Annotated in this window: 20 protein-coding genes; 2 read left to right on the forward strand and 18 right to left on the reverse strand. The window is 54.6% G+C overall.

Annotation, left to right across the window (positions count from 1 at the left end; genetic code table 11):
- Positions 1–2 precede the first annotated feature (2 nt).
- From fdhF to fdhA, 4 genes are all read right to left on the reverse strand, one after another.
- The gene (gene fdhF / locus ACXAE6_RS01810; RefSeq protein ID WP_475143717.1) at positions 3–2,885 is read right to left on the reverse strand and encodes a formate dehydrogenase subunit alpha; all 2,883 of its coding nucleotides are present in this window, start codon (positions 2,883–2,885) and stop codon (positions 3–5) included.
- A gap of 2 nt (positions 2,886–2,887) precedes the next feature.
- Positions 2,888–4,456 carry a formate dehydrogenase beta subunit gene (locus tag ACXAE6_RS01815; RefSeq protein WP_475143721.1) on the reverse strand — a complete coding sequence of 523 codons (1,569 nt, stop codon included), beginning with the start codon at positions 4,454–4,456 and terminating at the stop codon, positions 2,888–2,890.
- A complete protein-coding gene (locus ACXAE6_RS01820) occupies positions 4,453–4,977 on the reverse strand; it encodes a formate dehydrogenase subunit gamma (protein ID WP_475143724.1) in 525 nt (174 codons plus the stop codon). Before ACXAE6_RS01820 ends, ACXAE6_RS01815 begins: the two co-directional genes overlap by 4 nt.
- A 218-nt stretch (positions 4,978–5,195) precedes the next feature.
- The gene (gene fdhA / locus ACXAE6_RS01825) at positions 5,196–6,395 is read right to left on the reverse strand and encodes a formaldehyde dehydrogenase, glutathione-independent (protein ID WP_475143727.1); all 1,200 of its coding nucleotides are present in this window, start codon (positions 6,393–6,395) and stop codon (positions 5,196–5,198) included.
- A gap of 319 nt (positions 6,396–6,714) precedes the next feature.
- On the opposite strand from fdhA, the gene ACXAE6_RS01830 reads away from it, so the two are divergent.
- Together ACXAE6_RS01830 and ACXAE6_RS01835 are read left to right on the forward strand one after the other, a co-directional pair.
- A complete protein-coding gene (locus ACXAE6_RS01830) occupies positions 6,715–7,650 on the forward strand; it encodes an alpha/beta fold hydrolase (protein WP_475143730.1) in 936 nt (311 codons plus the stop codon).
- A gap of 97 nt (positions 7,651–7,747) precedes the next feature.
- Positions 7,748–8,311: a YdeI/OmpD-associated family protein gene (locus ACXAE6_RS01835; RefSeq protein ID WP_475143733.1), complete on the forward strand. Its 564-nt coding sequence runs from the start codon at positions 7,748–7,750 to the stop codon at positions 8,309–8,311.
- A gap of 38 nt (positions 8,312–8,349) precedes the next feature.
- On the opposite strand, the gene ACXAE6_RS01840 is transcribed toward ACXAE6_RS01835, so the two are convergent.
- From ACXAE6_RS01840 to ACXAE6_RS01905, 14 genes are all read right to left on the reverse strand, one after another.
- Positions 8,350–8,835, reverse strand: a complete 486-nt coding sequence (locus ACXAE6_RS01840; RefSeq protein WP_475143736.1) for a hypothetical protein — start codon at positions 8,833–8,835, stop codon at positions 8,350–8,352.
- A gap of 182 nt (positions 8,836–9,017) precedes the next feature.
- Positions 9,018–10,052 (reverse strand): sodium:calcium antiporter, encoded by a 1,035-nt coding sequence (locus ACXAE6_RS01845; RefSeq protein ID WP_475143739.1) that lies wholly within the window; start codon positions 10,050–10,052, stop codon positions 9,018–9,020.
- 182 nt (positions 10,053–10,234) lie between these two features.
- Positions 10,235–10,933: a TVP38/TMEM64 family protein gene (locus ACXAE6_RS01850; RefSeq protein ID WP_475143742.1), complete on the reverse strand. Its 699-nt coding sequence runs from the start codon at positions 10,931–10,933 to the stop codon at positions 10,235–10,237.
- Positions 10,933–11,985, reverse strand: coding sequence for an amidohydrolase family protein (locus tag ACXAE6_RS01855; protein WP_475143744.1), 1,053 nt, complete (start codon positions 11,983–11,985; stop codon positions 10,933–10,935). Before ACXAE6_RS01855 ends, ACXAE6_RS01850 begins: the two co-directional genes overlap by 1 nt.
- A gap of 424 nt (positions 11,986–12,409) precedes the next feature.
- The gene (locus ACXAE6_RS01860; RefSeq protein WP_475143746.1) at positions 12,410–13,726 is read right to left on the reverse strand and encodes an ATP-binding protein; all 1,317 of its coding nucleotides are present in this window, start codon (positions 13,724–13,726) and stop codon (positions 12,410–12,412) included.
- A complete protein-coding gene (locus tag ACXAE6_RS01865; protein WP_475143748.1) occupies positions 13,723–14,448 on the reverse strand; it encodes a response regulator in 726 nt (241 codons plus the stop codon). The genes ACXAE6_RS01860 and ACXAE6_RS01865 overlap by 4 nt, the downstream gene beginning before the upstream one ends.
- 398 nt (positions 14,449–14,846) lie before the next feature.
- Positions 14,847–15,647, reverse strand: a complete 801-nt coding sequence (gene etfB / locus ACXAE6_RS01870; RefSeq protein WP_475143752.1) for an electron transfer flavoprotein subunit beta — start codon at positions 15,645–15,647, stop codon at positions 14,847–14,849.
- Positions 15,637–16,887 (reverse strand): electron transfer flavoprotein subunit alpha, encoded by a 1,251-nt coding sequence (etfA, locus tag ACXAE6_RS01875; protein ID WP_475143756.1) that lies wholly within the window; start codon positions 16,885–16,887, stop codon positions 15,637–15,639. Before etfA ends, etfB begins: the two co-directional genes overlap by 11 nt.
- A complete protein-coding gene (locus ACXAE6_RS01880; protein ID WP_475143760.1) occupies positions 16,887–18,776 on the reverse strand; it encodes a (Fe-S)-binding protein in 1,890 nt (629 codons plus the stop codon). The genes etfA and ACXAE6_RS01880 overlap by 1 nt, the downstream gene beginning before the upstream one ends.
- Positions 18,777–18,885: 109 nt before the next feature.
- Positions 18,886–20,949 (reverse strand): dimethylglycine demethylation protein DgcA, encoded by a 2,064-nt coding sequence (dgcA, locus tag ACXAE6_RS01885; RefSeq protein ID WP_475143762.1) that lies wholly within the window; start codon positions 20,947–20,949, stop codon positions 18,886–18,888.
- A 61-nt stretch (positions 20,950–21,010) separates the two neighbouring features.
- Complete coding sequence (locus tag ACXAE6_RS01890; RefSeq protein ID WP_475143765.1) at positions 21,011–21,541, reverse strand: DUF5943 domain-containing protein; 531 nt, start codon at positions 21,539–21,541, stop codon at positions 21,011–21,013.
- Between the two features lie 70 nt (positions 21,542–21,611).
- On the reverse strand, positions 21,612–22,592 hold the full coding sequence (locus ACXAE6_RS01895; RefSeq protein WP_475143767.1) for a dipeptidase: 981 nt from the start codon (positions 22,590–22,592) through the stop codon (positions 21,612–21,614).
- Between the two features lie 184 nt (positions 22,593–22,776).
- The gene (gbdR, locus tag ACXAE6_RS01900; protein ID WP_475143769.1) at positions 22,777–23,922 is read right to left on the reverse strand and encodes a choline metabolism transcriptional regulator GbdR; all 1,146 of its coding nucleotides are present in this window, start codon (positions 23,920–23,922) and stop codon (positions 22,777–22,779) included.
- A 491-nt stretch (positions 23,923–24,413) separates the two neighbouring features.
- Positions 24,414–25,544 carry an FAD-binding oxidoreductase gene (locus tag ACXAE6_RS01905; RefSeq protein WP_475143772.1) on the reverse strand — a complete coding sequence of 377 codons (1,131 nt, stop codon included), beginning with the start codon at positions 25,542–25,544 and terminating at the stop codon, positions 24,414–24,416.
- Positions 25,545–25,719 lie beyond the last annotated feature (175 nt).

Raw genomic sequence — 25,719 nt, forward strand, 5'->3', positions numbered from 1 at the left:
CTTTATTTCACTGCGGTCGCGTCGGCTTCAACAGCGGTTTTCAAAAAGCCCCATTGCTTTTTATGGTGTTCGCGATGGCGCTGCTGCCAGGCACTGGGGTTGGCGACTTTTTCACATTGCACTGCGGTTACCTTGTATTCCGGGCAGTTGGTGGCCCAATCGGAATTATCGGTAGTGATCACATTGGCACCGCTGACCGGGTGATGGAAGGTGGTATAGACCACGCCCGGTTGCATCCGTTCGCTGACCTTGGCTTGCAGCACGGTGTCACCGCTACGGCTGGTAATGCCGACCCAGTCACCGTCGTTAATGCCGCGCTCGTCAGCGTCGTGCGGATGAATTTCGAACCAGTCCTGATCGTGCCAGCTTTGGTTATCGGTGCGCCGGGTCTGAGCACCGACGTTGTACTGACTGAGAATTCGGCCGGTGGTGAGCAGCAACGGAAAACGGCGATTGGTGCGTTCGGTCGTGGGCACATAATCGGTGACCACAAAGCGGCCTTTGCCGATGGGGAAATCCTGTTCGTGCATGATCGGTGTGCCATTCGGATGGTCGTCGTTGCACGGCCACTGAATGCTGCCCAGTTCATCCAGCTTTTTATAAGTCACGTTTTTAAAAGTCGGCGTCAGGCTGGCGATCTCGGCCATGATCTGCTCCGGGTGCTGGTAATTCATGTTGTAACCCAGCGCCTTGGCTAAATCCTGAGTGATTTCCCAATCGGCTTTGCCCGCTAAGGGTGGCATCACTTTGCGCACGCGATTGATGCGGCGCTCGGCGTTGGTGAAGGTGCCATCTTTTTCCAGGAACGACGAACCGGGTAGTAAGACGTGCGCGAACTTGGCGGTCTCGTTGAGAAAAATATCCTGAACAATTAAACATTCCAGCGAACCGAGTGCTTGTTCTACATGCTGGGTATTGGGGTCGGACTGAGCGATATCTTCGCCCTGCACATAGAGCCCTTTAAAGCTGCCGTCGATGGCGGCGTCGAACATATTGGGAATGCGCAAGCCGGGTTCGTGATCAATAGTTACGCCCCAGGCGGCTTCAAAACGCTGACGCGAATCGTCCTGCGCCACGTGCTGATAGCCCGGCAATTCGTGCGGAAAACTGCCCATGTCACAACTGCCCTGGACATTATTCTGACCACGCAGCGGATTCACGCCGACGCCTTCGCGACCAATGTTGCCGGTCGCCAAAGCCAGGTTGGCGATGCCCATCACCATGGTCGAACCCTGGCTGTGTTCGGTCACACCCAGGCCATAATAGATGGCGCCATTACCAGCGGTGGCATACAACCGCGCGGCTTCACGGACGCGCTGCGCGGGCACGCCGGTAATGCTCTCAGTCGCTTCCGGTGAGTGACGTTGTTCGCGAATAAAAGCATTCCAGGCGGCGTATTCGTCGGCGTCGCAACGCTCGGCAATAAAGCGGCGATCTTCCAGCCCTTCGCTGACCACCACATGCGCCAGCGCATTGACCAGAGCAACGTTGGTACCCGGACGCAACGGCAGATGCAAACCTTCGGTTCCGTGCGGCGTTGTTAGCAGATCGATGGCGCGCGGATCGGCAACAATCAGCTTGGCGCCCTGGCGCAAACGACGACGCAATTGCGAGCCGAATACCGGATGCGCATCGGTCGGGTTGGCGCCGATGACGATGATGCAATCGGCCTGCATGACCGAATCGAAGGTCTGAGTGCCGGCGCTTTCGCCGAGCGTCTGTTTCAGGCCATAACCGGTCGGCGAATGGCAGACGCGCGCGCAGGTGTCGGTGTTGTTATTGCCGAAGGCGGTGCGCACCAGTTTCTGTACCAGATAAGCTTCTTCGTTGGTGCAGCGCGAACTGGTAATGCCACCGACGCTGTTGCGTCCATGTTTAGCTTGAATGGATTTAATGCGTTCGGCGGCGAACTGAATGGCGTCTTGCCAACTGACCGGCCGCCAGGCTTCGTCGATATGATCGCGAATCATCGGCGTGGTCAGTCGATCTGGGTGCGTCGCATAACCGAAGGCAAAGCGCCCCTTCACACAGGAATGGCCATGATTCGCCTGGCCGTCTTTGAACGGCACCATACGCACTACCCTGTTGCCTTTTAGTTCGGCCTTGAACGAGCAACCGACGCCGCAGTAGGCGCAGGTGGTGACCACCGAACGATCCGGCTGACCCTGTTCGATGACCGAGTTTTCCATCAGCGTCGCGGTCGGGCAGGCCTGCACGCAGGCGCCGCAGGAGACGCATTCGGAAGCCATAAAGTCTTCGTCCTGGCCAGCGGCGACGTGCGAATCGAAACCACGGCCGTCGATGGTCAGCGCGAAGGTGCCCTGCACTTCTTCGCAGGCGCGCACGCAACGCGAGCAAACGATGCACTTGCTGGCATCGAAAGTGAAATAAGGGTTGCTGGTGTCTTTGCCAGCGTCTAAATGATTTTTGCCATCATAGCCATAACGCACTTCACGCAGGCCAACGGCACCGGCCATATCCTGCAATTCGCAATCGCCATTGGCGGAACAGGTCAAGCAATCCAGCGGGTGGTCGGAGATATACAGCTCCATCACATTGCGGCGTAATTTGGCGATGCGTTCGTTCTGAGTGGTAACGCTCATGCCTTCAGCCACCGGTGTGGTGCAGGACGCCGGCAAACCGCGCCGACCTGCAATTTCGACCGCGCATAAACGGCAGGAACCGAAGGCGTCGAGATTATCGGTGGCGCACAGTTTGGGAATCTGAATGCCGGCGATGGCAGCGGCGCGCATCACCGAAGTACCTTCGGGTACGACAACGCTTTGACCATCAATACTCAGCGTAACGGATTGACCCGTTTCAACCGGCGGCGGTGTACCCAGGTCGCGGTCGGAACGGGTGCCGGGATCGTAGATATGCAACATGGTCAGGCCTCCGTGACGCGGGCTGCGTCGCGTTGGAAATCGTCGGGGAAATGGTTGAGCGCGCTGCGCACCGGATTCGGTGTCATGCCGCCCATGGCACAGAGCGAACCGTCTTCGAGGGTGTCGCACAGATCGCGCAGCAAAATAAGGTTGTTGTCGCGTTCGTCATTGGCGCGAATGCGATCGATCACTTCCACGCCGCGCGTCGAACCGATGCGGCACGGCGTACATTTACCGCAGGATTCCACAGCGCAAAACTCCATGGCAAAACGCGCCTGCTTGAGCATGTCGACGCTGTCATCGAACACCACGATGCCACCGTGACCGACCACGGCGCCGACCTCACCGAAGGCTTCATAATCGAGCGGGGTATCCCACTGACTTTCTGGCAGATAAGCGCCGAGTGGTCCGCCGACCTGAACCGCGCGCATGGGCCGACCGGTTGCAGTACCGCCGCCGTAGTCTTCCAGTAATTCACGCAGCGTGACGCCAAAAGCCAGTTCAACCAGACCGCCGCGTTCGATGTTTCCCGCCAACTGAAACGGCAAGGTGCCGCGCGAGCGACCCATGCCATAGTCGGCATAGGCCTGACCGCCATTGGCCATAATAAAGGGCACTGCTGCAAAGGTGAGGACGTTGTTGACCACCGTCGGTTGACCGAAAGCGCCATGCAATGCCGGCAATGGAGGTTTCACCCGTACCTGTCCGCGCTTGCCTTCCAGACTTTCCAACAGCGACGTTTCTTCACCGCAGATATAGGCACCGGCACCGAGGCGAACTTCCAGATGAAAAGCGCGACCGCTGTTAAGGACGTTCTCGCCCAAATAGCCCGCGGACTCTGCTACCGCTATAGCTTCATTCAAAATCTCAAACGCAACCGGGTATTCCGAACGCAGATAAATAAAGCCGGTGTCAGCACCCACCGCCAAGCCCGCGATGGTCATGCCTTCGATCAGCATAAAGGGGTCGGCTTCCATCACCAGCCGGTCGGCGAAGGTGCCGGAGTCGCCTTCGTCGGCGTTGCAGACAATAAATTTGCGGCCGGAATAACGGCTGTGTTCGCGACTGGCATCGGCATCCAGTACCGTCTGCCATTTAATACCTGCCGGGAACGCCGCCCCGCCACGACCACGCAGGCCGGAGGTTTTTACTTCCTCGACAATCTGCTGCTCGGTTTTATGCAGCGCCTGGCGCAAGCCAACATAACCACCGTGCTGACAGTAATCATCCAGCGACACCGGGTCGGTAATGCCGGCACGGGCGAAGGTCAGGCGTTGCTGGTTTTTTAAATAGGGGTGCTCTTCAATCGGTCCCAGATAGAGCGCGTGGCCGGGCTGGCCGTCGAGCAAACCGCTGTCGAGCAAGGCCGGGATGTCTTCAGGTGTGACCGGGCCATAGGCGACGCGACCGGCGTCGGTTTCCACTTCGACCAGAGGCTCTAACCAAAACAGGCCGCGCGAACCGTTGCGCACCAGATCGAATTCAGCGCCGCTGTTCAGCAGGGCGGCCGCCACTTCATCGGCACCGAGCGATAAAGCCGTGGTGTCACGCGGCACAAATATACGCGTCATGCTTCCGGCTCCTGAATGATCAACGGACGAGTGGCAGCCTGGTCCAGCAAGGCATCCAGCCGCTGATTCGTCACCCGGCCATAAATGCGGTTGTTCAAGCGCACCGCCGGGCCAGTCGCGCAATTACCCAGGCAATAAACCGGCTCCAGGCTCACTTCACCATCGGCCGTGGTCTGATGGAAACCAATGCCGAGTTTTTCCTGAACATAGGCTTCCAGCGACTGGCAACCGCGCGCTTGGCAGGCCTCGGCCCGGCAGATTTGCAGGCGGTTACGACCGGTCGGCTGGGTATGAAAATCGTGATAAAAACTGATCACCCCATGCACTTCGGCGCGGGTGATTTGCAGACCCTCGGCAATAACCGGCACCGCCGCTTCGGGGATATAACCCAACTGGTCGCGGATGCGGTGCAACAGTGGCAACAGTGGTCCCGGCCGGGCTCTAAAGGCCACAATTTCGGCGTTTAACCAGTCCAGCGGAAAATCCGACTGGGCGGGCGAAGATTGAGAGGCATCAGACATAATGATTCTTGTACGGCACGGTCGTTATTATTGTGAATGGCGCTTATCGAATGTGGCGATCACGCTGTAGCAGTATAGCTGGGCCAGCTGAGCAACACCGCGCTATTGTGATCCGAACACCATCGCAAAGCCCGACCCCGGCCGCAAATAGACCGAATAGCGTCGGTGCTGAGCATCCCGGCCGCAGTGTGCCACGCCGGAATGCTCTGGCTTCGGTTTTAAGCAGCCACCGAACCGTGCGGGTCAATCACAAACTTCTTCGCCGCCCCGCCGTCAAAATCGGCATAGCCTTGCGGCGCCTGGTCGAGGCTGATCAGCTGCACATTCACGGCCTCGGCAATCTGCACCCGATCGAATAAAATCGCCTGCATCAGCGCGCGGTGGTATTTCATCACCGGGCACTGGCCAGTATGGAAGGAGTGCGACTTGGCCCAGCCCAAACCAAAACGCATGCTCAGTGAACCCTGCTGAGCAGCCGCTTCGGCCGCGCCCGGATCTTCAGTCACGTACAAACCCGGAATACCGATTTCGCCACCGGCACGGGTGACCTGCATGGCCGAGTTCAACACCGTGGCCGGTTGCTCAACATGGTGATGATGGCCGCAGGCATGCGCTTCGAAACCAACGCAATCAACAAAGCAATCGACTTCCGGCTCACCGAGAATCTGCTCCAGCATCTCGGGCAATTCGGCATCCTGTTTCAAATCGATGGTGGCGCAACCAAAACTGCGCGCCTGGGCCAGCCGCTCATCGATCATATCGCCGACAATCACACAGGCCGCGCCAAGCAACTGCGCACCCGCCGCCGCAGCGAGACCAACCGGACCGGCGCCGGCAATATACACCGTTGACCCCGGACCAACACCGGCAGTCACGCAGCCGTGGAAGCCGGTCGGAAAAATATCGGACAACAACGTCAGGTCGCGGATTTTTTCCATCGCCTGATTCGGGTCAGGAAATTTCAGCAGGTTAAAGTCAGCATAGGGCACCATCACATATTCGGTCTGGCCGCCAACCCAGCCGCCCATATCGACATAACCATAAGCAGCACCCGGACGTGCCGGATTCACATTCAGACAGATGCCAGTTTTGCCTTCTTTGCAATTCCGGCAACGGCCACAGGCAATATTGAAGGGTACCGACACCACATCGCCGACGCTCAGAAATTCCACATCACGGCCGCACTCGATGATCTGACCGGTAATTTCATGGCCCAACACCAGCCCCTGAGGCGCAGTGGTACGGCCGCGCACCATATGCTGATCGGAGCCGCAGATATTAGTAGTGAGCACTTTCAGAATAACGCCGTGATCGCAACGGCGCTTACCGATGGCAAGCTCGGGAAAGGCAATGGATTCGACCGAGACCTTGCCCGGACCCTGGTAAACAACACCGCGATTAGATGCTTGAACACTCATCACTGTGATCTCCTGTCATTATTGTTGTTGTCGGCGTATCGAGCCTAACGGGGTGCCGGGATCAAACACCGAAGCTGCATACTAGAACTTTGAGTGCCCGCGAAGATTCCGCAAACGACATTCCTGCGTCGTTTTATTCCCCTAAACGTCATCCGTGGAAACGGCATTCAGACAGCTGGATAAAAGAGGAATTAAAACGACCCGGCCGTGATAAGTGACCGCTGTTCGAACCCAGCAAAAACGCTCCTTTCTATTAGGGCGAGTATTGACCTGTTTGAAGACTAAAGTGGCCGTTCAATTTTCATAAGCAAGGAACCCGATGAGCAACGCAAACCACTTCCCCAAACCCAGTTTTGTTTCTGTTAATGGCGTGGAACTCGAGGTCTTCGAAGCCGGCCAGGAAAACGCCGGAAAACCAGTCGTTCTGTGCCACGGCTGGCCAGAACTGGCCTACACCTGGAAAGAGCAAATACCGGCACTGGTCGACGCCGGCTACCACGTCATCGCTCCCAACCAGCGCGGCTTTGGCAACTCCTCCCGCCCCAGCGAAGTAACCGCTTACGACCTGGAACACTTGAGCGGCGACCTGGTCGCCCTGCTCGACCACTACGACTATAAAGAGGCCGTCTTTATCGGCCACGACTGGGGCGCCATGGTGGTGTGGGGATTGGCGTTGTTGCACCCGACCCGCGTCAGCAAAATCGTCAACCTGAGCGTGCCCTATATGGACCGCGGCGAAATGCCCTGGATCGACATGCTCGAAGCCATCATCGGCGCCGATTACTACATGGTCGACTTCAACCGAAAGCCAGGCGTCGCCGATGCCATTTTGGAAGCCAATACCGAAAACTTCCTGCGCAATCTTTATCGTAAAAACGAACCCATGGCCGCTCCAGCACCGGGCAATATGATGAGCAACCTGGCTCAGTCCGACAGCCCGGCCGGCGAGCCGTTATTGAGTGACGAAGACCTGAGCGTCTTTGTTGAAGCCTTCAAAACTTCTGGCTTCACCAGCAACATCAACTGGTACCGTAACCTCGACCGCAACTGGCATTTGCTGGCCAACGTCGACCCCATCATTCAAAAACCGGCGCTGATGATTTACGGCGCACGCGATATGGTTCAGCCCTCTCCGACGCTGGCGAACTCTGTGCCCCAGGTTGAAGTAACAACCCTGGACTGCGGCCATTGGATCAGCCAGGAAAAACCCATCGAAACCAACCAGGCCATTATCAGCTGGCTGGAAAAGAACTAACCCATCCCCGCAGCAACCCTAGTTAAAGGTTTGGCGCTCTCTTTCACAGAGAGCGCCACAACCATTTATTTCATTTTTTAAATAAGGAAATTCCGCTTTGGAAGACGCCATTTTCTTCGCCAGCCAGGAAGAATTCAGCCAATGGCTGGAACAACACCATCAAAGCGAAACGGAAGTCTGGGTTGGCTATTTCAAAAAAAGCACTGGCCGAGCCACCCTGAGCTGGTCAAATTCTGTAGACGCTGCGCTGTGCATCGGCTGGATCGACGGCATCCGAAAAACGGTTGATGCTGAACGCTATAAAATTCGTTTTACGCCGAGAAAAGAAGGCAGTGTTTGGAGCGCGGTTAATGTTAAAAAGGTAGAGGCTTTGATCGAAAGTGGGGATATGCGACCTGAAGGATTAGAGCTGTTTTACGCCCGCAAAGATGCTGAGGGGTACTCAGTTGACAGTATGAATGTAGAACTGGCCAAAGCGTATCAAGATCGCCTCAAAGCCAACGCAAAAGCCTGGGAATTTTTTGAAGCACTGGCGCCTTCTTATCGAAGACAGTCGGTTTATTGGGTAATGAGTGCAAAGCGGGACGTGACTCAATTACGGCGACTGGAGACATTGATTGCGTCGTTTGAGGCTGGGGAGAGAGTGGGGGGTCTGGGTTAAGTCACTGAGCCTATATTTTAAGATAGATACCGCATGAATTAATTTTCTGACAGCGATGAAATAGATTTCACTATCTGCATTACGCTTTCAGTCGACGGATCTTCGAGATCATCATAAAACACATGTAGATATTGAGGGTATCCTATAGTGTCAGAGAAATCAGCAATAACGCTCCCACTACTACCCAAGTCGCTATCCCATAAAAATCCATAAACCAGGACTTGGTTATGCTCCCACTCTACCACTTCAACATCTTGCGACGGTGGATCTGGAAGATTTGGCTGATTTCCTACGTAGAAATTAACATAACCACCACCTTCCAGAACCGCATCAATCAGAATAAAATCATCTAATGGATGACGCACCTCTGCCATAACAACTGGATCTAGATATATAGAAATACCGAGTTCATTAAAAAGACTCGCCAATTCCGATTGACTTAGTTGCTGGTTATTTATTGTGTCACCAGCAGTCACATAGCCAATCGATAGAAAAAGTATCAATAATAAATTTCTTATAAACATCGTGAGTACTCCATCATTAACTCCTGCAATTTTATAGAGTCATAATAGTTACCCTGATATTTTCCTTCCTTATCGGCGAGCATCAAGGTGCACCAGGCCAGTAACTGTAGAGCAACAGGTGGCGTTGACTGGCAGCGCTCGTGCATTGCTATGAATGCATTGACGGTCGATCGGGCCGACCGCTAGAGCGCACTTAGCAGCAGCGCTGTGCCGCTGAGGTAAAGCAGTATCAACACCACGCTCTCAACCCCAATCCGCCCCGGCCCCAGACGTTCGCGCCGGAGTAATCCCATCATCAACACCGCAGCCATCAACAGCGTCAAAGAGACCCAAAGCTGAGCCGATTTAGTCATGGTGTGATAGATCGAGCCATCACGATAGGCGATGTCTGAAGCCGCCATAAAAAGCGTATCGAAGGCGTTACCACCGATAATACCGCCGACCGCCAGAGTCAGGGCGCCTCGTCGAACCGCCGCTATGGACGTCACCAGTTCAGGTATGGACGTAGAAATAGCCGTCAACATCACCCCAACAACGGTCTGGGTTAAACCCGTCTTTGCTGCGATCACAGTCGCCGCCGGTTCGAGCGTCCACCCCGCCAAACCGAGCACCACAAATAACAGCGTGAATTCAACCCACAAACGCACCGTCGACGGCATACGGCTGGTATCGTCTGGCTGGTCTGCACGGGTTTCCCGGGTTTGAGTCGGCGTCCACATCGGTTTGTTATGCGCACCCTGCGCCAGATGGAGGCCATACACATAGAAAATAAACAGCAGTGGGGAGGCAAAATGCACCTGCCACAGAGTGACCTCAGGCAGCAGAGGCGTAATCATAATTAACGCCAGCAACATGATCAGTAATGCATTCTGGATCATGTTGGGTACCGAAGCCGCCGCGTGTTCCAGATTGGCTCGGCGGTAGACCATATCGGCTACGGCCAGAAAGAAGGTTTGCACGGCGATGCCGCCCAAGGCGTTACTGACAGCCAGTTCCGCATTGCCGTTCCACGCAGCGGTGACCGACAATACCGAGCCACCAATAGAGGTGCTAAAGCCAAGCAACACCGCCCCTGCTGCCGCTTCACCGATGCCGGTACGATCCGCCAGTTGGTCAACCACCGCAGTGATACGAGTACCGGCCAGAGCAATAACCAGAGCGCAGCCCGCAAAGACCAGCAACCCTTGCACCAGGGTCCAGCTGTCAGGATTCAGCAAGGAAGCGCTCCTTCTTTGACTGGAAGAATTTGGGTAAGTGGCGTGATACCGATAGAGGCAGGCTAACCGTGGCTATGCCCGGTGACAAGTCCGCCGTCAGCGTCCCCCGAAGCATCTTATTAGGAGGTGAAATAAATAAGACCTTCGGAGAACCAGTACTCTCAACTCTTATCTTATGTCGTTCAGGTGTTCTCTTCAGATTGAGAGTCTGTTTTGGTTTTATGCGTTTTGAAACCCCTCGCCAAAATAAACAGAAACACCGGAATCAGAAAGTAAGGCAATGCGATTACAAACGCCAAGGTTTCCGGATCAGACTCGCCACGCGATCCAAAATAAGCGTTGATGAAACCGACGGCGACGCCTCCGATAAAATTACCGATCGCAAAGCGTGTCACTGACATCCCTGAAAGACCAGCCACGCAAGCGAGAATCTCTGGCACCCAAGGCAAGAGACGCGAAACAGCGATTGCCCACATACCGTAATGCTCGAAGAATCCGCTCAATCGCTTTATCTCACTCTCGCTGGCAATCCAAGCGGCAGCGCGTGGCCCAATGGCTCGGCACAGAGTAAAGGCTAAGAATCCCGACAGGAAGCTGGCTAAGGTTGCGAGCAAAGCGCCCGGCAAGAAACCATAAATAAGCCCCAGCCCTGCCATGATAGCGGGCCCTGGCATCGGTACAAAAAGGTCAGCACATACCAGCGCAATGCCGACGATTGCAGCCCAGGGGCCTTGTGCGCGGAGATATTCAACAACGTTAGTGCTGTCCCAATAGCGTTCAATTTGCTCACCCCAGAACATATAGGGCACAGCCAGAACGGCGACGACAGCGAGAATTAGGAGCAGGATTCGAACAGGACCGCTTTGAGGAAGTATCGTCATTATATGTTTACTCCAAACAGTTTTTGAGCATTTCGGAACGCAATTTTTTCTTTGACTTCACGAGGTAAGTCCACGGCCCGGAACCAATCGGTTTGTTGCTTCATGTCTGCAAACGGATAGTCGGTTGCAAACATGACTCGGTCTTCACTGATGTAACTCAGCAAAAGATGGAGCAAATTGTCTTGAGGGAATGCGCTGGTGGTGTACCAAAAGTTATCGTTAAAATATTGTTCGATGGGTTTGTTGAGCGAGTGTTGAGTCTTGTCACCCAAGTCTTCTTTGATACGCTCGAAGAAGAATGGAATACCTTCTCCCATGTGACCCACAATGAACTGCAGCTTCGGAAATCTGTCGAGTACCCCGTTTAGAATCAGTCGCAGGCATTGAGTGACCACCTCTTGATGCCATCCATAACCTGATCCACTGAAAATGTAATCTTGGTACTGATCGTTGTATTCCGGCCGCGACATTCGGTAGTAAATGTTAAAGACGTCGTCTGGCGGAAAAGCAGGATGCAAATACAAAGGCGCTCCGAGCGATTCAGCGCGCTCAAGCAGAACGTCAAAATCCGGATCATCTAAAAATTTCTTATTAATAAATCCGTTGATCATGGCTCCCACAAAGCCGTCTTCTCGCATAGCCCGTTCCAACTCATCCGCTGCTGCACCTGGCGTTTGCAGTGGCAAGGTTGCAAAGGCCTGGAACCGACCTGGGTAATTGACCATCGGACCCTCGGCAATCGCCTTGTTGAGACGATGCGCCAAATCAATCCCTTGTTGACCGGGTATGTGTTGCACACCCGGCGAATGCACAGAAAGGATTTGAACATTGAGCCCTGCTGCGTCCATCGCTTCTAGGCGGGCTGGACCTAATTCACTGAGTCCAATTTTCTTAAGATAGTTAGCGTGCTGATCGTTGATGGCGACCAATTGCATCAATTCGTCGGTGGAATAAGTTTCTTCCGTACCGATGAACGGCAGGTCTTGATCTCGCAGCGAGATACTTGACGGCTGTTTCGATGCCTGTCTTTCTTGGTTTTCACTCTGTTTCATATCAATGTCTTCTCCGGTATTGCCGCAATTAACAGCGCCACTTAGCTGTTCACAAGCAGCCGTTGCGCGCCTAGATGTCGGAGGATGTTCCGGCCGAACAATAGGGTTAGCCTCCTCGCGACTTATCCAGGACGCAGTAAGCCCGTTTGTTGGATTGAATTGGGTTTTGTTTTATTAAGAAATATTTCGATGCCTGAAACTGTACGAAACATCCGTAGTCAGGCTTTGGCGAGGAAGTGATTCAGTGCAGATCATCGCTTTATAGTCGAGGTCGTAGAGTAAGTCGATACACCAAGGCGGCGGCGACTGATGCTTGGCAGGTCGGTACAGATTGAACGGAAAACCTGGCTGAAGTTGAACGGTCAGAACTTGGTTAAGGTGCGTCTTAGCCGATAACACGAAAGGCTTGGTTTATAAGCAAATTCTAATTTGGGGGCAGTTCGATCACCGCGGTGAGTCCGGTTGGCTCCCGCTGGCTTAAGCTGAGTTGTCCACCATGACCTCTCACAATGTCCTGAGCAATGGACAGCCCCAAACCGAAACCAACATTATGAACACTTTGCCTGGCGGGATCGGCCTTAACGAAGGGTTCCACCACCTTATCCAATAGATGGGCGGGCAGGCCCGGACCATTATCTGAAACCGCCAGCCGGATGCCTCCGTCTGGTAGAGGCATCAGCGAGACCTCTACTTGATCACCGTATTTAATGGCATTGTCTATTAAGTTCGAAATGGCTCGAGACAACATTTTGGGACGACACTCATAGCTGAGTCGCATCGGGCCAGAATAGACCACAGAGAAACCATCGTCGGAATATTGCGAACAAAGGGTTTCGAGGAGACTGGGCAAATCCGATTTTTTCAGCGGCTTGGTTTTACTGTCGTTACGTAAATAATCGAGCGTCTCGTCGATCATCTCGTTAATTGCATCTATGTCTTTTATCAAGACGCTGGCGCTTTGCGATGACACTGAACGTTCGACTCGTAACTTGAGTCGCGTTAGTGGCGTGCGCAGATCATGACTGACGGAGCGAAGCATGGTCGTTCTCTCATTCAGCATAAGATTAAGGCGTCGTTGCATGTCGTTTAGCTGTCGAGCAAGGTCACGCAGTTCACGTGGGCCCGATTCATCAAACGCCGAAAATTCCGAGTCGAAGGTACTTTGGTTAAGCGCTGCTGCTGACAGCTTAGCGAGTGGCGAGGCAATCAACTGCGCAGCGTAAAGTGAAAGCAGTATGATGGGCGCTGTTATAAGCAATACATAGAGAAGAATGTTCACAGCATTTTCATTCAGAACAGTTGCCGGCCCCTCAGCCGGAAGAGTAATCAAAAGCTTTTTACTGCCGGCTTCAACAACAATTCCAGGAATCCCGCCTGACGACAATACCGCCCAGGCTTGTCGACGGTGAATGTCATTCAGCGCAGAGATCAGCGGTTCTTCAAAGTCCGAATTGGCGTGTTCGGTGGCATCAATACCGCTATCTACCACCACAACATCCAACTCGGACTGCCGGGTCGTTTCTATAATATCGGAGACGACTTGGGTAGAAGAAGCGTGCTCTATTTGATCGGCAAGCAAATCAATTTTTGCTGACAGTATTTCAGCGCGTGAAGGCTCTATTTCTTCCGAAAACAGCGGCTCAGTCAGTATGCCCAATGCACCAACAAGCACGACCGGCAGCACGGCCAAGGTGACAATTTGCCAGCGTATTGAGCCTTCGCGAAACTTTTGAAACATCATTCTGACTCCACTTTTGGAGTGAAGATGTAGCCACCCATACGAACGGTTTTGATCAGAACCGGATCATGAGGATTCTGTTCAATCTTTTGTCGAACGCGGCTGATGTGGACATCAACACTGCGCTCCACTGGGCCGGCAATGCCGACATGCGTCAGCGCCAGTAGCTCCGAACGGCTGAGGATCTGCTGTGGCTTCATGCAGAATGCGAGCAGTACATCAAATTCTGTAGAGGTCAGAGAGATTTCTACGCCTTCAGGATCGATCAATTGCCGCGAATGCGGATCAATTTGCCAGCCATCGAACTTCATCACCGAAGGTGACTTTCTTTGTTGCTCACCCAAGGTTGCTCTGCGCAGCAGAGCACGAACCCTAGCAAGCAGCTCCCTGGAGTTAAACGGCTTGGTCACATAGTCGTCAGCGCCAAGCTCAAGCCCTAATATGCGATCCAAATCTTCACCCAGTGAAGTAACCATTATAATGGGCAATGAGGATTGGGACCGAATGCGTCGGCAAATACTCAAACCATCTTCGCCTGGCAACATAATATCGAGCAACAGCAAGTTGAAAGAGGAATCCTTCAACATCAAGTCCATTTCTCTGGCAGAGCCCGCTACAGCGGCCTCGAAATTATGCTCGCGGAACATAGCAGCAAGCATCTCAGCGATCTGCGAGTCATCTTCAACAATTAGGATGCGGCTTACTTGGTTCGACGTCCCGGGCATGGTGATAAAGCTTTAGAAATCGTGAGGGATGACTTTATATATATCTGAATCACCACCAGTTTGCTAGAAACCGTCCATTCATACAAAAAAGCTAACAGAACTCCCAAATTGATTATCAGCTACCTGTTAGAGAGCAACGCTCGCGCTAATGTAGTGTCTGGATTGATGGACCTGCCTAAACCAAGGATGAGCCCGGTCTCATCCGAGGCAATGCCCTACTCAGGTAATAACCGTGGTGGAACAAATTTTGGAGCGATACCGCGCAGGCCGACGGTTCCAATTTCTCAAAGCTTACGATGAGTTTCCTGCTGATGGTTTATGAATCGCCACTTAAATTGACCTTATCCAGTGAGTCACACTCACGTTAATCACTTCTGCAGCCCGTGGATATTGGCACGTCAGAGTTCAGGGGTTGATGACCTGACAAGATTTTCGCTCAACAGCATTTGCACTATGGCGTCGGCTTTTTCTCGATCGGTACCACTGCTAATCACCTGACCTCCCCGGCCTGCGGGTTTGGCAGTCGCCGCTTTAAATCGGTCTGCGGCGTTCTTGGCTTTGACGACGTTGAGGCGTTTTGGTTTGGCTTTGGCGGGGCTTTGTTGCCATTCCTGGCGAGTGGTATCGACCGGGGCATCGACAGCTTGCTCGGTGATGGTGGCGCGGCGGGCGGCGCCGAAGGCGGATTGGCGAGGGGTAGCTGCGGCGTTATCGACGCTGGCGATGAATGGCAGTGGCACACGCAGCAGGCGGCGCTGGCCGCGTGGCAGGGCTTGTAGAACTTCGGCTTTACCGTCGGCAATTTTTTGAATATCGGCGATACGATCGACGATGGGCCAGCCGAGTTTTTCGGCGAGTTGATAAGGCAATAGGCCGGAAGCTTCGCCATTTTCAGCGCGGATTCCGGTCAGTACTATATCCGTTGTCGTGGTTTTTAAATGATCCAATAACACAGCCGTTGCATCTGAATTTTCAGCTGCTGTCAACAGAGTTAATTCTGGCAGGCCCATACCTAGGTATTGCTTTAAGGCGGCGTTTTGGTGAGCACCGACATGCAGTAATTTGACCTGAGTGCCGACTAATTTAAGACCCAGTTCAACTGCACGGGCATCCTGACTGGCGCGTTGTTCGCGGCCAGATTTTTCATGTTGGCCGATGCTGACCAAGGCAGTCACATTCAAAGTTGCATCAAGCGACATGACGGGTCTCCGAGTCTGCGGCGGATGTTTCGGTTGCACTCTCACCCAACAAATTTAATAACTCAGCAAGGATGGCCTGACTGTCACCGATCACCGACAAGTCTGCACGTTTCACCATATCGCAACCCGAGTCCATATTGATGGCGATAACCTTGTCGCACTGGCCGATGCCTTGCAGATGCTGGATGGCGCCGGAAATACCGACGGCAATATAGACCCGCGCGGTCACCCAGGTACCGGTGGCGCCCACCTGGCGGAAGCGCGGCATATTGCCATCGTCGACGGCGACGCGGCTGGCGCCTTCGGTCGCGCCCAGCACGCGGGCAACTTCATGGAATTGATCCCAGTCGCGCACGCCGTTACCGGCCGAAATAATGAATTCGGCTTCGGCCAGGGCGATCTGGCTGGGGTCAACTTCGACCGGACCGAGGTCTTCAATTTGAGCATTAATAGCCGTCACCATCGGCGCGACAATCGGCTTGGCTTCATGACGTCGTTCACTGACGGGCATGGCGCATTCTTCGGCCAGTAGCAGCAAACGAGGTGTGGAGCGCTGCCAGTCGATTCGGTCACGACCACCGCGACTGATCGTCGTACTTACATCCACCTGCCAGGCATGAGTAGCGGCACGAATATCCAGACGGACAGCAAGACGGCGGCCCAGGTCGGCACCGCCTTGAACGGAATCGGGGAACAGCCAGAAACGGATTTCGTGTTCGGCTTCTAGCGCTTCGAGCACGGCCAGTTTTTGTTCGGGGCAATAGCCGCTGTAGTCCGGCAGATGCAACAGACGGTCGGCACCGGCGGCGGCGAAATCAACTTCGCGGCTTTCACCAAAAGCAATGGCCAGCACCGCGCCTTTTCCACCTAATTCAGCCACAAGTTGATGCGCCTGGCCGAGCACATCTTTGTCGTGGCCACTTAACCGACCGGCGGCTAAATCGACCACCACCGCAATACAATAATCCGGCGCATCTACTTTATGTAATGGCAGCTCAACAGTTTTTGTGGAAGCCTGTTGAGCAGAACGGCGCATCAAAACATTCATGCCGCCTTTGGCACTGCTATCAATGCGCTTAATCCCATTCGGGCCAATAAAACCCACAGCGTGTGGATTCTTGCGCAGCAAACCGGTTGGCCCACGCACCTCGCCGACCATCGTTAAGGCGGCGTGTTGAGGATGCAGACGATTACGCGCTATGCGTTCCAGGCGCGGGTCGCGACGAATCACATCGGCCATCAATGCACCTCCACAATTTGCTCGGCCACCAGCTCGGCCAGGTCGCGAATCTGCGGTCGTGGTTCGACCACGCCTTCGAGCATGGCGGTGCATTGCTGGCAGGCTACCGCGATCGTTTCAGCCTGCACTTCGCGGGCATCATCGACGCGCATATCGGCAATGCGTCGCTCGCCGGGCACGTCGGTTATGGGTGCACCGCCACCGCCACCACAGCAGCGCGAACGATGACCGGAGCGCTGCATTTCGCTGACTTCTATACCGAGCGCACTCAAAACCGCTCGTGGTGATTCGTACTCGCCGTTATAGCGCCCCAGGTAACAGGGGTCGTGATAGGTGACGGTACCGCCATTAAAACCATCGAGTTTTAACTGACCGTTTTCGATCAGTTCGTTAATAAACATCGAATGGTGCAGCACCTCATAATGCCCACCCAGCTCGCCGTATTCATTGCGCAACACATGGAAGGCGTGCGGATCGGTGGTGACGATACGGTTAAACTGATAACGGCTCAGCGTCTCGATATTTTGTTTCGCCAGTGACTGGAACGTTGCGTCATCGCCCAGGCGGCGGGCGACATCGCCGCTGTCTTTTTCTTCATCGCCGAGTACGGCAACATCGACCTTGGCCGCGCGCAGAACTTTCACAAAGGCTCGTAAAATGCGCTGGCTACGCATATCGAAAGCGCCGTCGCTGACCCAGAATAAAATATCGGTTTTTTGTTTATCTTTCATCAGCGGTAAATCCAGGTCCGCTGCCCAGTTGGTGCGACTGGCTGGATCGAAACCGTTGGGGTTATCGGTAGCGATTAAGTTCTCTAATACTTCGGCACCCTTGTTCGGTGTTTCACCACGCTCCAGTGTTAAAAACCGACGCATATCGACAATGGCATCGACGTGCTCAATCATCATCGGGCATTCTTCGACGCAGGCTCGACAGGTGGTGCAGGACCACAGAGTTTCGGCACTGACCAGACCATCGACAATCACCTGCCCGGGCCCACCCTTGGCATCGCCGATTGACTTACCCGGGTAGGGACTACCGGCGTAGTTAGCATCACTGCCACCGGCCAGGCCGACCACCATATCCTGAATCAGTTTTTTCGGGTTCAGCGGCTGGCCCGCAGCGAATGCTGGACATACAGCTTCACAACGACCGCATTGCACGCAGGCATCGAAACCAAGCAACTGGTTCCATTTAAAATCCTTGGGTTCGGCAACACCCAGAGCGCCATCCAGGTTGACCGCTTTCAGGCCAGTGGAACGACCACCGCCAAAGCGTTCCGGGCGACGATGAAACGCCAGGTGCAAGGCGCCGGCAAAGGCATGTTTCATCGGCCCGCCCCAGCCCATGCCGAACATTAACTCTGCCAGACCGAAAGCCACGCCAATTAACAAAACAACGGCTAACACCGTGCCGCCAAAATTCTCAGGCAGCCAGCCAGAAGCAATTAAGGTGAGTAAGAAAAACGACGCGGAAAACGCCAGCAGGTTTTTCGGCAAGCGCATCCAGGGGCCTTTGGATAAACGCTCTGGCGGGTTAATGCGGCGGCGCGTTACAAAGAGCGCACCGATAAACATTAAGGCTGTGGCGAGCAACAAAGGCGCAATCAACAACGGGCTACGCAGATCGAATAAGTAGACAGGAAGAATCAGCAGCATGGCCAGCACATAGCCACCGGCCGTGGCCACATGCGTGCGCGACATGGCTTTATCGCGGTCGACCACATGGTGCAGATCAACCAGATAACGGCGCGGCATGGCCAGCAAACCGGCCAGTAGATTTACCGACTCTGGCTGGCCCGCCCGCCATAAACGGATGCGGCGTAACGCTCCGAGCAACAGCAATAACAGCGCGGCGATCAGTAAGGTTGGTAAAGCACGATCAAGCATTGGTTTTCTCGCTTTGCTCGAATTGGAAGACGCCTGATGGGAGACGGGAGATGCTGGTTTAGGTGTTGCCTTTGCGTCTCCCGTCTCCCGTTCAGCGTCTAGCGTCAAATCACAAATCCTTGCACAACCGCAACGCATCATAGATGGCCGCGTGCGTATTGCGCTGCGATACGCAATCACCCAGACGCCACAGAATCATGCCGTCTTTGGCCTCGCTGAGTACCGGCTGAGCAGCGCTGTCGAACAGAGCTTCAACATCGATCTGGCCTTTATTAATCGAATCGGCTTTCAGTTCGTAATACAGCGCTTCGTTAGGACGCGTGCCATTCTCAACAACGATTTGATCGACCACCCGCTCCTCTTTCTGGCCGGTGTATTCGTTCTCCAGCACAGCGACTTTCTTGTCACCTTCGGCGTAGACTTTTTCCAACATCATGTCGGAGGTCATCACCACTTCGCGTTCGTACAGACTGCGGTAATAGGTTGGGAAAGTCGTACCGCCGATACCGACGCCGGGTTTGATGTCGTCGGTGACCAGCTCGACCAAACTGCCTTTGCTGGCCAGGTAATCGGCGGCCGACATACCGGAGAATTCACAGATAGTGTCGTACACCAGCACGTTTTCGCCCGGCTCGACCGCACCGCTAAGAATGTCCCAGGTCGATACGACTAAGCCTTGGTCGAAGCCCCATTCCGGGTTCTGTTCGAGGAAAGGCGTACCGCCGGTCGCAAGGATGCACACATCCGGATTCAGGTCGCGAATTAGGGCGGCATCGGCAGCGGTGTCGAAGCGCAATTCCACCTTCAGCCGCGCCAGCTCTAGAGCGTACCAACGCGTAATGCCGGCAATCTGATCGCGCTGCGGGGCTTTGGCCGCCAGCGTAATCTGGCCGCCCAGCTCACTGCCTTTTTCAATCAGCGTCACCTTATGGCCACGCTCGGCGGCCACACGCGCGGCTTCCATACCACCCGGTCCACCACCGATAACAACCACCTTACGAATCGGCCCGGTGGTTTTTTCGATAAGGTGCGGCATGCCCATGTATTCGCGCGAGGTGGCCGCGTTCTGGATGCACAACACATCGAGGCCCTGGTACTGGCGGTCGATGCAGTAGTTGGCGCCGACGCACTGACGAATCTGATCGACCTGATCCATTTTAATCTTGGCAATAAAATGCGGGTCGGCAATGTGCGCCCGAGTCATGCCCACAAAGTCGACGTAACCGGCTTCCAGGATACGCTCAGCCTGGTTCGGGTCTTTGATGTTCTGAGCGTGAATCACCGGTACATCAACCACTTCCTTAATACCCGCCGCCAGATGCAAAAACGGCTCCGGCGGATAGGACATATTGGGAATCACATTGGCGAGCGTGTTGTGGGTATCGCAGCCGGAACCGACGACGCCGAAGAAATCGAGTTGGCCAGTGGCGTTGTAGTATTTGGCGATTTCTTTCATGTCGTCGTGGGTTAAGCCATCGGGGTGGAATTCATCACCACAGATGCGCATGCCGACGACAAAATCGCGGCCGACTTCAGCGCGTACGGCCTTTAATACTTCCATACCAAAGCGCATGCGGTTCTCGAAGGTGCCGCCCCATTCATCGGTGCGTTTGTTCACCCGAGGAGACCAGAACTGATCGATCATATGCTGGTGCACGGCCGAGAGTTCGACGCCGTCTAAACCACCTTCTTTGGCACGGCGCGCGGCCTGAGCGAAGTCGCCGATCACGCGCCAGATTTCTTCTTCTTCGATGGTTTTACAGGTAGCGCGATGCACCGGTTCACGAATACCAGAAGGTGACATCAGGTTCGGCCAATTCTCGCCATCCCAGCGTGAGCGGCGGCCCATGTGGGTGATCTGAATCATGATCTTGCCGCCGTGCTTGTGCACGGCATCGGCGAGATTTTGGAAGTGCGGGATAATGCGGTCGGTCGATAAATTCACCGAGCTCCACCAGCTTTGCGGACTATCGATCGATACCACGCTGGAGCCGCCACAGATGCACAGGCCACAGCCGCCCTTGGCTTTTTCTTCGTAATATTTCACGTAGCGATCGGTAGTCATACCACCGTCGGTCGCGTACACCTCGGCATGAGCCGTACTGACAACGCGGTTACGAATGGTGAGCTGATTGATTTTCAGCGGCGTGAACAGTTTTTCAAACTGGGACATAACACGGCTCCCGGTGAACCTGGCCCAGGGCGAACTGAACCGGTTAATAGTGATTCAAAAATTACAGGGGCGTCACTTCAAACAGGCCGTAATCGACACCCGTTTGCGCAGCACACTGAGTTTGTTTGGCTTGGGTTTTAATCGTCAGGCCTTCGGCTTGCGCAATCTGATCCATGGCACCGGCAAACCAGCCGGTAAACATATAGTCGACCATGCGATCGACCTTGCCGTAGAAGTACACAAAGGCCGAATGGTCGAGACGAACCCGGGCAGTGCCAGCGGCGATATCGAGCTGTTCAATGCTGAACAAACCCCAGCCACGTTGCGACAGACGGCGCATGTAATGCTCGAACACCTCGGCGCCTTTCATGCCATGCAGTTCGGCTTCTTTTTCACACCAGTGCCAGGCCGATTTGTAACCGGCTTTATAGAGAATTTCGGCGTAACGCTCTGCGCCGATTTCCTCTTCAATGGCCTGATGATTGTTGATAAAGAAATGCCGGGGCACGTACAGCATCGGCAACGCATCGGTGGTCCAGACGCCGGTTTCGTCGTCGACCTGGATGGGCATTTCGGGCGCATGATGGGACATTTTATTTCCTTCGGAATGCTAGACGCTTAACGGGAGCGGAACGCCGCCCGGACGAGAGAAGCTAAAAGCATTAGGCCTCGCCCCAGACTTCGCCCAGAATCCGCAGCCAGTTTTCACCCATGATTTTTTGCGTGACGCGTTCGGAGAAGCCGTTGCGTAACAGCGCTTCGGTCAGGTTGGGGAATTCGCCGACGGTACGGATGCCTTCGGGGTTGACGATCTTGCCGAACTGGGTGAGTTCGCGGGCATAGCCTTTGTCGTGCACCAGATAGTCGAAGAAGGCTTTGTCCTGGCCCTGGGTGAAGTCGGTGCCGATGCCGATCTGGTCTTCACCGACGATGTTGAGGATGTAGGCAATGGCTTCGACATAGTCGTCGATGGTCGCATCCGGACCTTTGGCCAGAAACGGCGTGAACATGGTGACGCCGACAAAGCCGCCGTGGTCGGCAATAAACTTCAGCTCTGCATCGGATTTATTACGCGGGTGTTCTTTCAAACCGGACGGCAGGCAGTGCGAATAGCACACCGGTTTTTTCGATTCGAGAATCACTTCTTCGGAGGTTTTACTGCCCACGTGCGACAGGTCGCACATGATGCCGACGCGGTTCATTTCGGCGACCACTTCGCGGCCAAAACCAGACAGTCCGCCGTCGCGCTCGTAACAGCCAGTGCCGATCAGGTTCTGGGTGTTGTAACACATCTGTACGACACCGACGCCGAGATCTTTGAATATCTGTACGTAACCGAGCTGGTCTTCAAAAGCATGGGCGTTTTGAAAGCCGAAGATGATGCCGGTCTTGCCCAGCTCTTTGGCTTTGCGGATATCGGCGGTGGTTTCGACTTTCATTACCAGATCGCTGTTGGCTTCAATCAGCCGGTTAACCTGGACGATGTTATCAACGGTGTCTTGAAAATCTTCCCAGACTGAAACAGTGCAGTTGGCCGCCGTCATCTGGCCTTTGCGCATATCTTCGAACAGTTCACGGCCCCATTTGGCGATGATCAGGCCGTCGATAATGATGGAATCCTGGTGCAGTTTGGCGGCAGTCATGGCGAACCTCTGGCGTCTTAAAATACGGTTATGGCTGGCAGTGTATCCAGCGTCTTTAGGGTCAGGGTCACTGGAAGCGACAACGGCAAACCCAAAATCGGCATGGCAACGCGCGACTAACCTAATAGCGGCCAGCCAATAAAAAGCCCGCCATAAAGGCGGGCCTGAATTTCACACTGTAGAGTCAGCCGGAAACCGCCAACGCTGGCTCTGGTTTCAACGGATTCGCAGCAAAATTGACCGCACCGTAAGTCGGTTCCGCCTGAGCCAGACGCAAGGCATTGACCGAGGAAGATGGCAGTTCGGCAACATTGTCGGTCGAGCTGGTTTCCAACGGCCCAATCGCCCAGATCGCCAGGCGTTCTTCTTTAGGCGACACACCGATGTACTTGCGGTAACAGCGACTGAAATGCGGCGCCGATACAAAACCACACATGGCGGCCACTTCGATGATCGAACAACTGGTCTGTTTAAGCAGCTGACGGGCACGGTCCAGTCGCAATTTCAGGTAATAGCGCGATGGTGTGCAGTTGAGATGTTTGAGGAACAACCGCTCCAGCTGGCGGCGGGAAATACCGACGTAAGCCGCCAACTCTTCCAACTCAATCGGCTCTTCGATATTGGATTCCATCAGCTCGGTCACTTCAGCCAGCTTGGGCTGAGCGCTGGTCAGAAGACGCCGCAGTGGCGCGCGTTGCTGTTCGCTGTCGGCGCGTACGCGGTCGCACAGGAACATATCACAGATGGCAGACGTCAGGGCTTTGCCGTGCTGACGACTGATCATCGACAGCATCATATCCATGGGCACGCCGCCGCCGGTGCAGGTCATGCGGTCGCGATCGAGTGAATACAGATGATTGGTGCAGTTCACGCGCGGGAAACGTTCCTGCAACGACGCTAGGCATTCCCAGTGCGCGCTGCAGTTATAGCCGTCGAGCAAGCCAGCGGCGGCCAACACATAAGCGCCGGTGCAGACCGCGCCCATCAACACTTTTTTATGCGCCTGGGATTGCAGCCAACTGATCTGGGCTGGGGTGTAAGAACGGGTAATGTCGACGCCACCGACGACAATGACAATATCGAAGGCGTCGGCATCGGCGATGGAACCATCCGGGGCGATGGCAATGCCGTCGCTGGCTTTGGTGATGCCGCCATCAGCAGAGATCAACCGCCAGGTGTAGAGTTCACGACCGGTCAACTGGTTGGCCATGCGCAATGGATCAATGGCCGAAGCCAACGCCACCATGGTGAAGTTATTGATCAGCAAGAAACCCACGCGATAAGGCGCGGTGCTCATCACACCAGTGGGAGCTGCAGCGTTTGCATTCATGGACTTACCCCTCTGTCTTTACCGTAAGCCCAGTCGCCGGTTCAGTTGCGACTGTTTGTGTTTGAACTCGGGGGTCGCCATGGCGTTGATGCCTGGTCGAGTACCCCCTTCACGGGATACACATATTGCCTCTATTCATTTGAGGAGAGGTTCAGCACCGATGACCATTGTCGTCGTCGGCCGACGCCTCTACCGTGATTTCGCATAGCAAGTCCTGGGCCATTTTATTGTTTTGGTATCACCCGGAAAGCCGCATGCTAGACAGCCGGGACGCCTGCGCCCCGAACTGCCAAAAACAGCTGAATAGCTGCGGCGAATGCGTCCATGGTATGACGGGTATGGGCAGGGAAGTTATCTAAAAACGTCACAAAAACGCACGCAAACCGTCCACAAACGACACACGGCTTGCGCGCTGGTAACAGCTATGGTCCCACTGATGAACCTAACGCATTAACACAGTTCGAATTTCGTTCTGTGCGTCATCAATGCGCCTAGCCTTCGATGGCCAGGTCCGACAGTGGCGTACTGCAACAGGAAAGAATGTAGCCGTCGGCCAGATCATCTTCGGTGATACCACCGTTATGCTGAATATCGACCTTGCCGGATTTTTTCATCACCTTGCAGGTGCCGCAGATCCCCACACCACAGGCCTTGGGAATGTTCAGCCCCAGACGGCTGGCCGCCACGTGTACGGTTTCACCCGGTGGCACCTGAACACTCATGCCGGAATTCACGAACTCGACGGTGAACAGATCGCCCTCTTTGATTTCCTCGGCTTCTTTGACCGCTATCTCGGCCTGTTCCAGCGCTTCTTCGGATACAGCCACCGGCGTCGCCCCGAAGGACTCTTCGTGATAACGCTCCATGTCGAAGCCAACGTCTTTTAAAAGCGCCTTAATGGTGCGCATATAGGGCGTCGGTCCGCAGCAGAAAATGCGCCGGCTCATAAAGTCCGGCGCAATCATTTCCAGCTTCGACAAGTCCAGATAACCGCGATAGCCGTTCCAGGCCTGACCGACATCTTTGCGCTCACAAATAACCGACAGCTCGAAGCCCTGAACCCGCGAGCACATGTGCTCCAGTTCGCGCCAAAAAATAATGTCGTCGGGTGTGCGAGCGCTGTGCACAAAAGCCATATCAACATCGGTGTTGGTATCGAAAAACCAGCGCGCCATCGACATCAGGGGCGTGATACCCACGCCGCCGGACAACAGCAACACCTTATCCGCCGGATGGTCGATGCAGTTGAAGTTACCGACCGGACCATGCACCGCCAGTTCATCGTGCTCTTTTAAGTTATCGTGCAGCCAGTTCGATACCTGGCCGCCGGGTACGCGTTTGACCGTAATCGAAAAACTGTAAGGCACCGAAGGCGAACTGGAGATGGTGTAAGACCGCATCACCTGTTCGCCTTCAATCTCCAGCTCGAGCGTGACGAACTGGCCGGGCTTGAAGAAGAACATCACCGGCTGCTCGGCATTGAAGCAGAAGGTCTTCACATCGGCGGTTTCTCGAATCACCCGCACACAACGAACCTGGTGACGGCCATTGGCCCAGACTCGGGTATTGAGTGGGTTAAACGGGGCCAGGGCGGATTCTGTGCTCTGCACTTCACTGGTCATCTGGTTGTTTTCTCCGGCAAGGCAAAGGCCGTCGGCGACGGTCGATGCTCGCATTCTCGGCAAAACCGAAAACGACGAGTTAACCAAATACGACATTCTGTTGATCAAGTCGTCCACTGCTCAGGCCTGTACGCGACATCAGCCGGGGCGGCGTCGAAAAGAAATCCTCGAATGT

This window comes from Saccharospirillum sp. ABV4_185, from assembly GCF_056159245.1.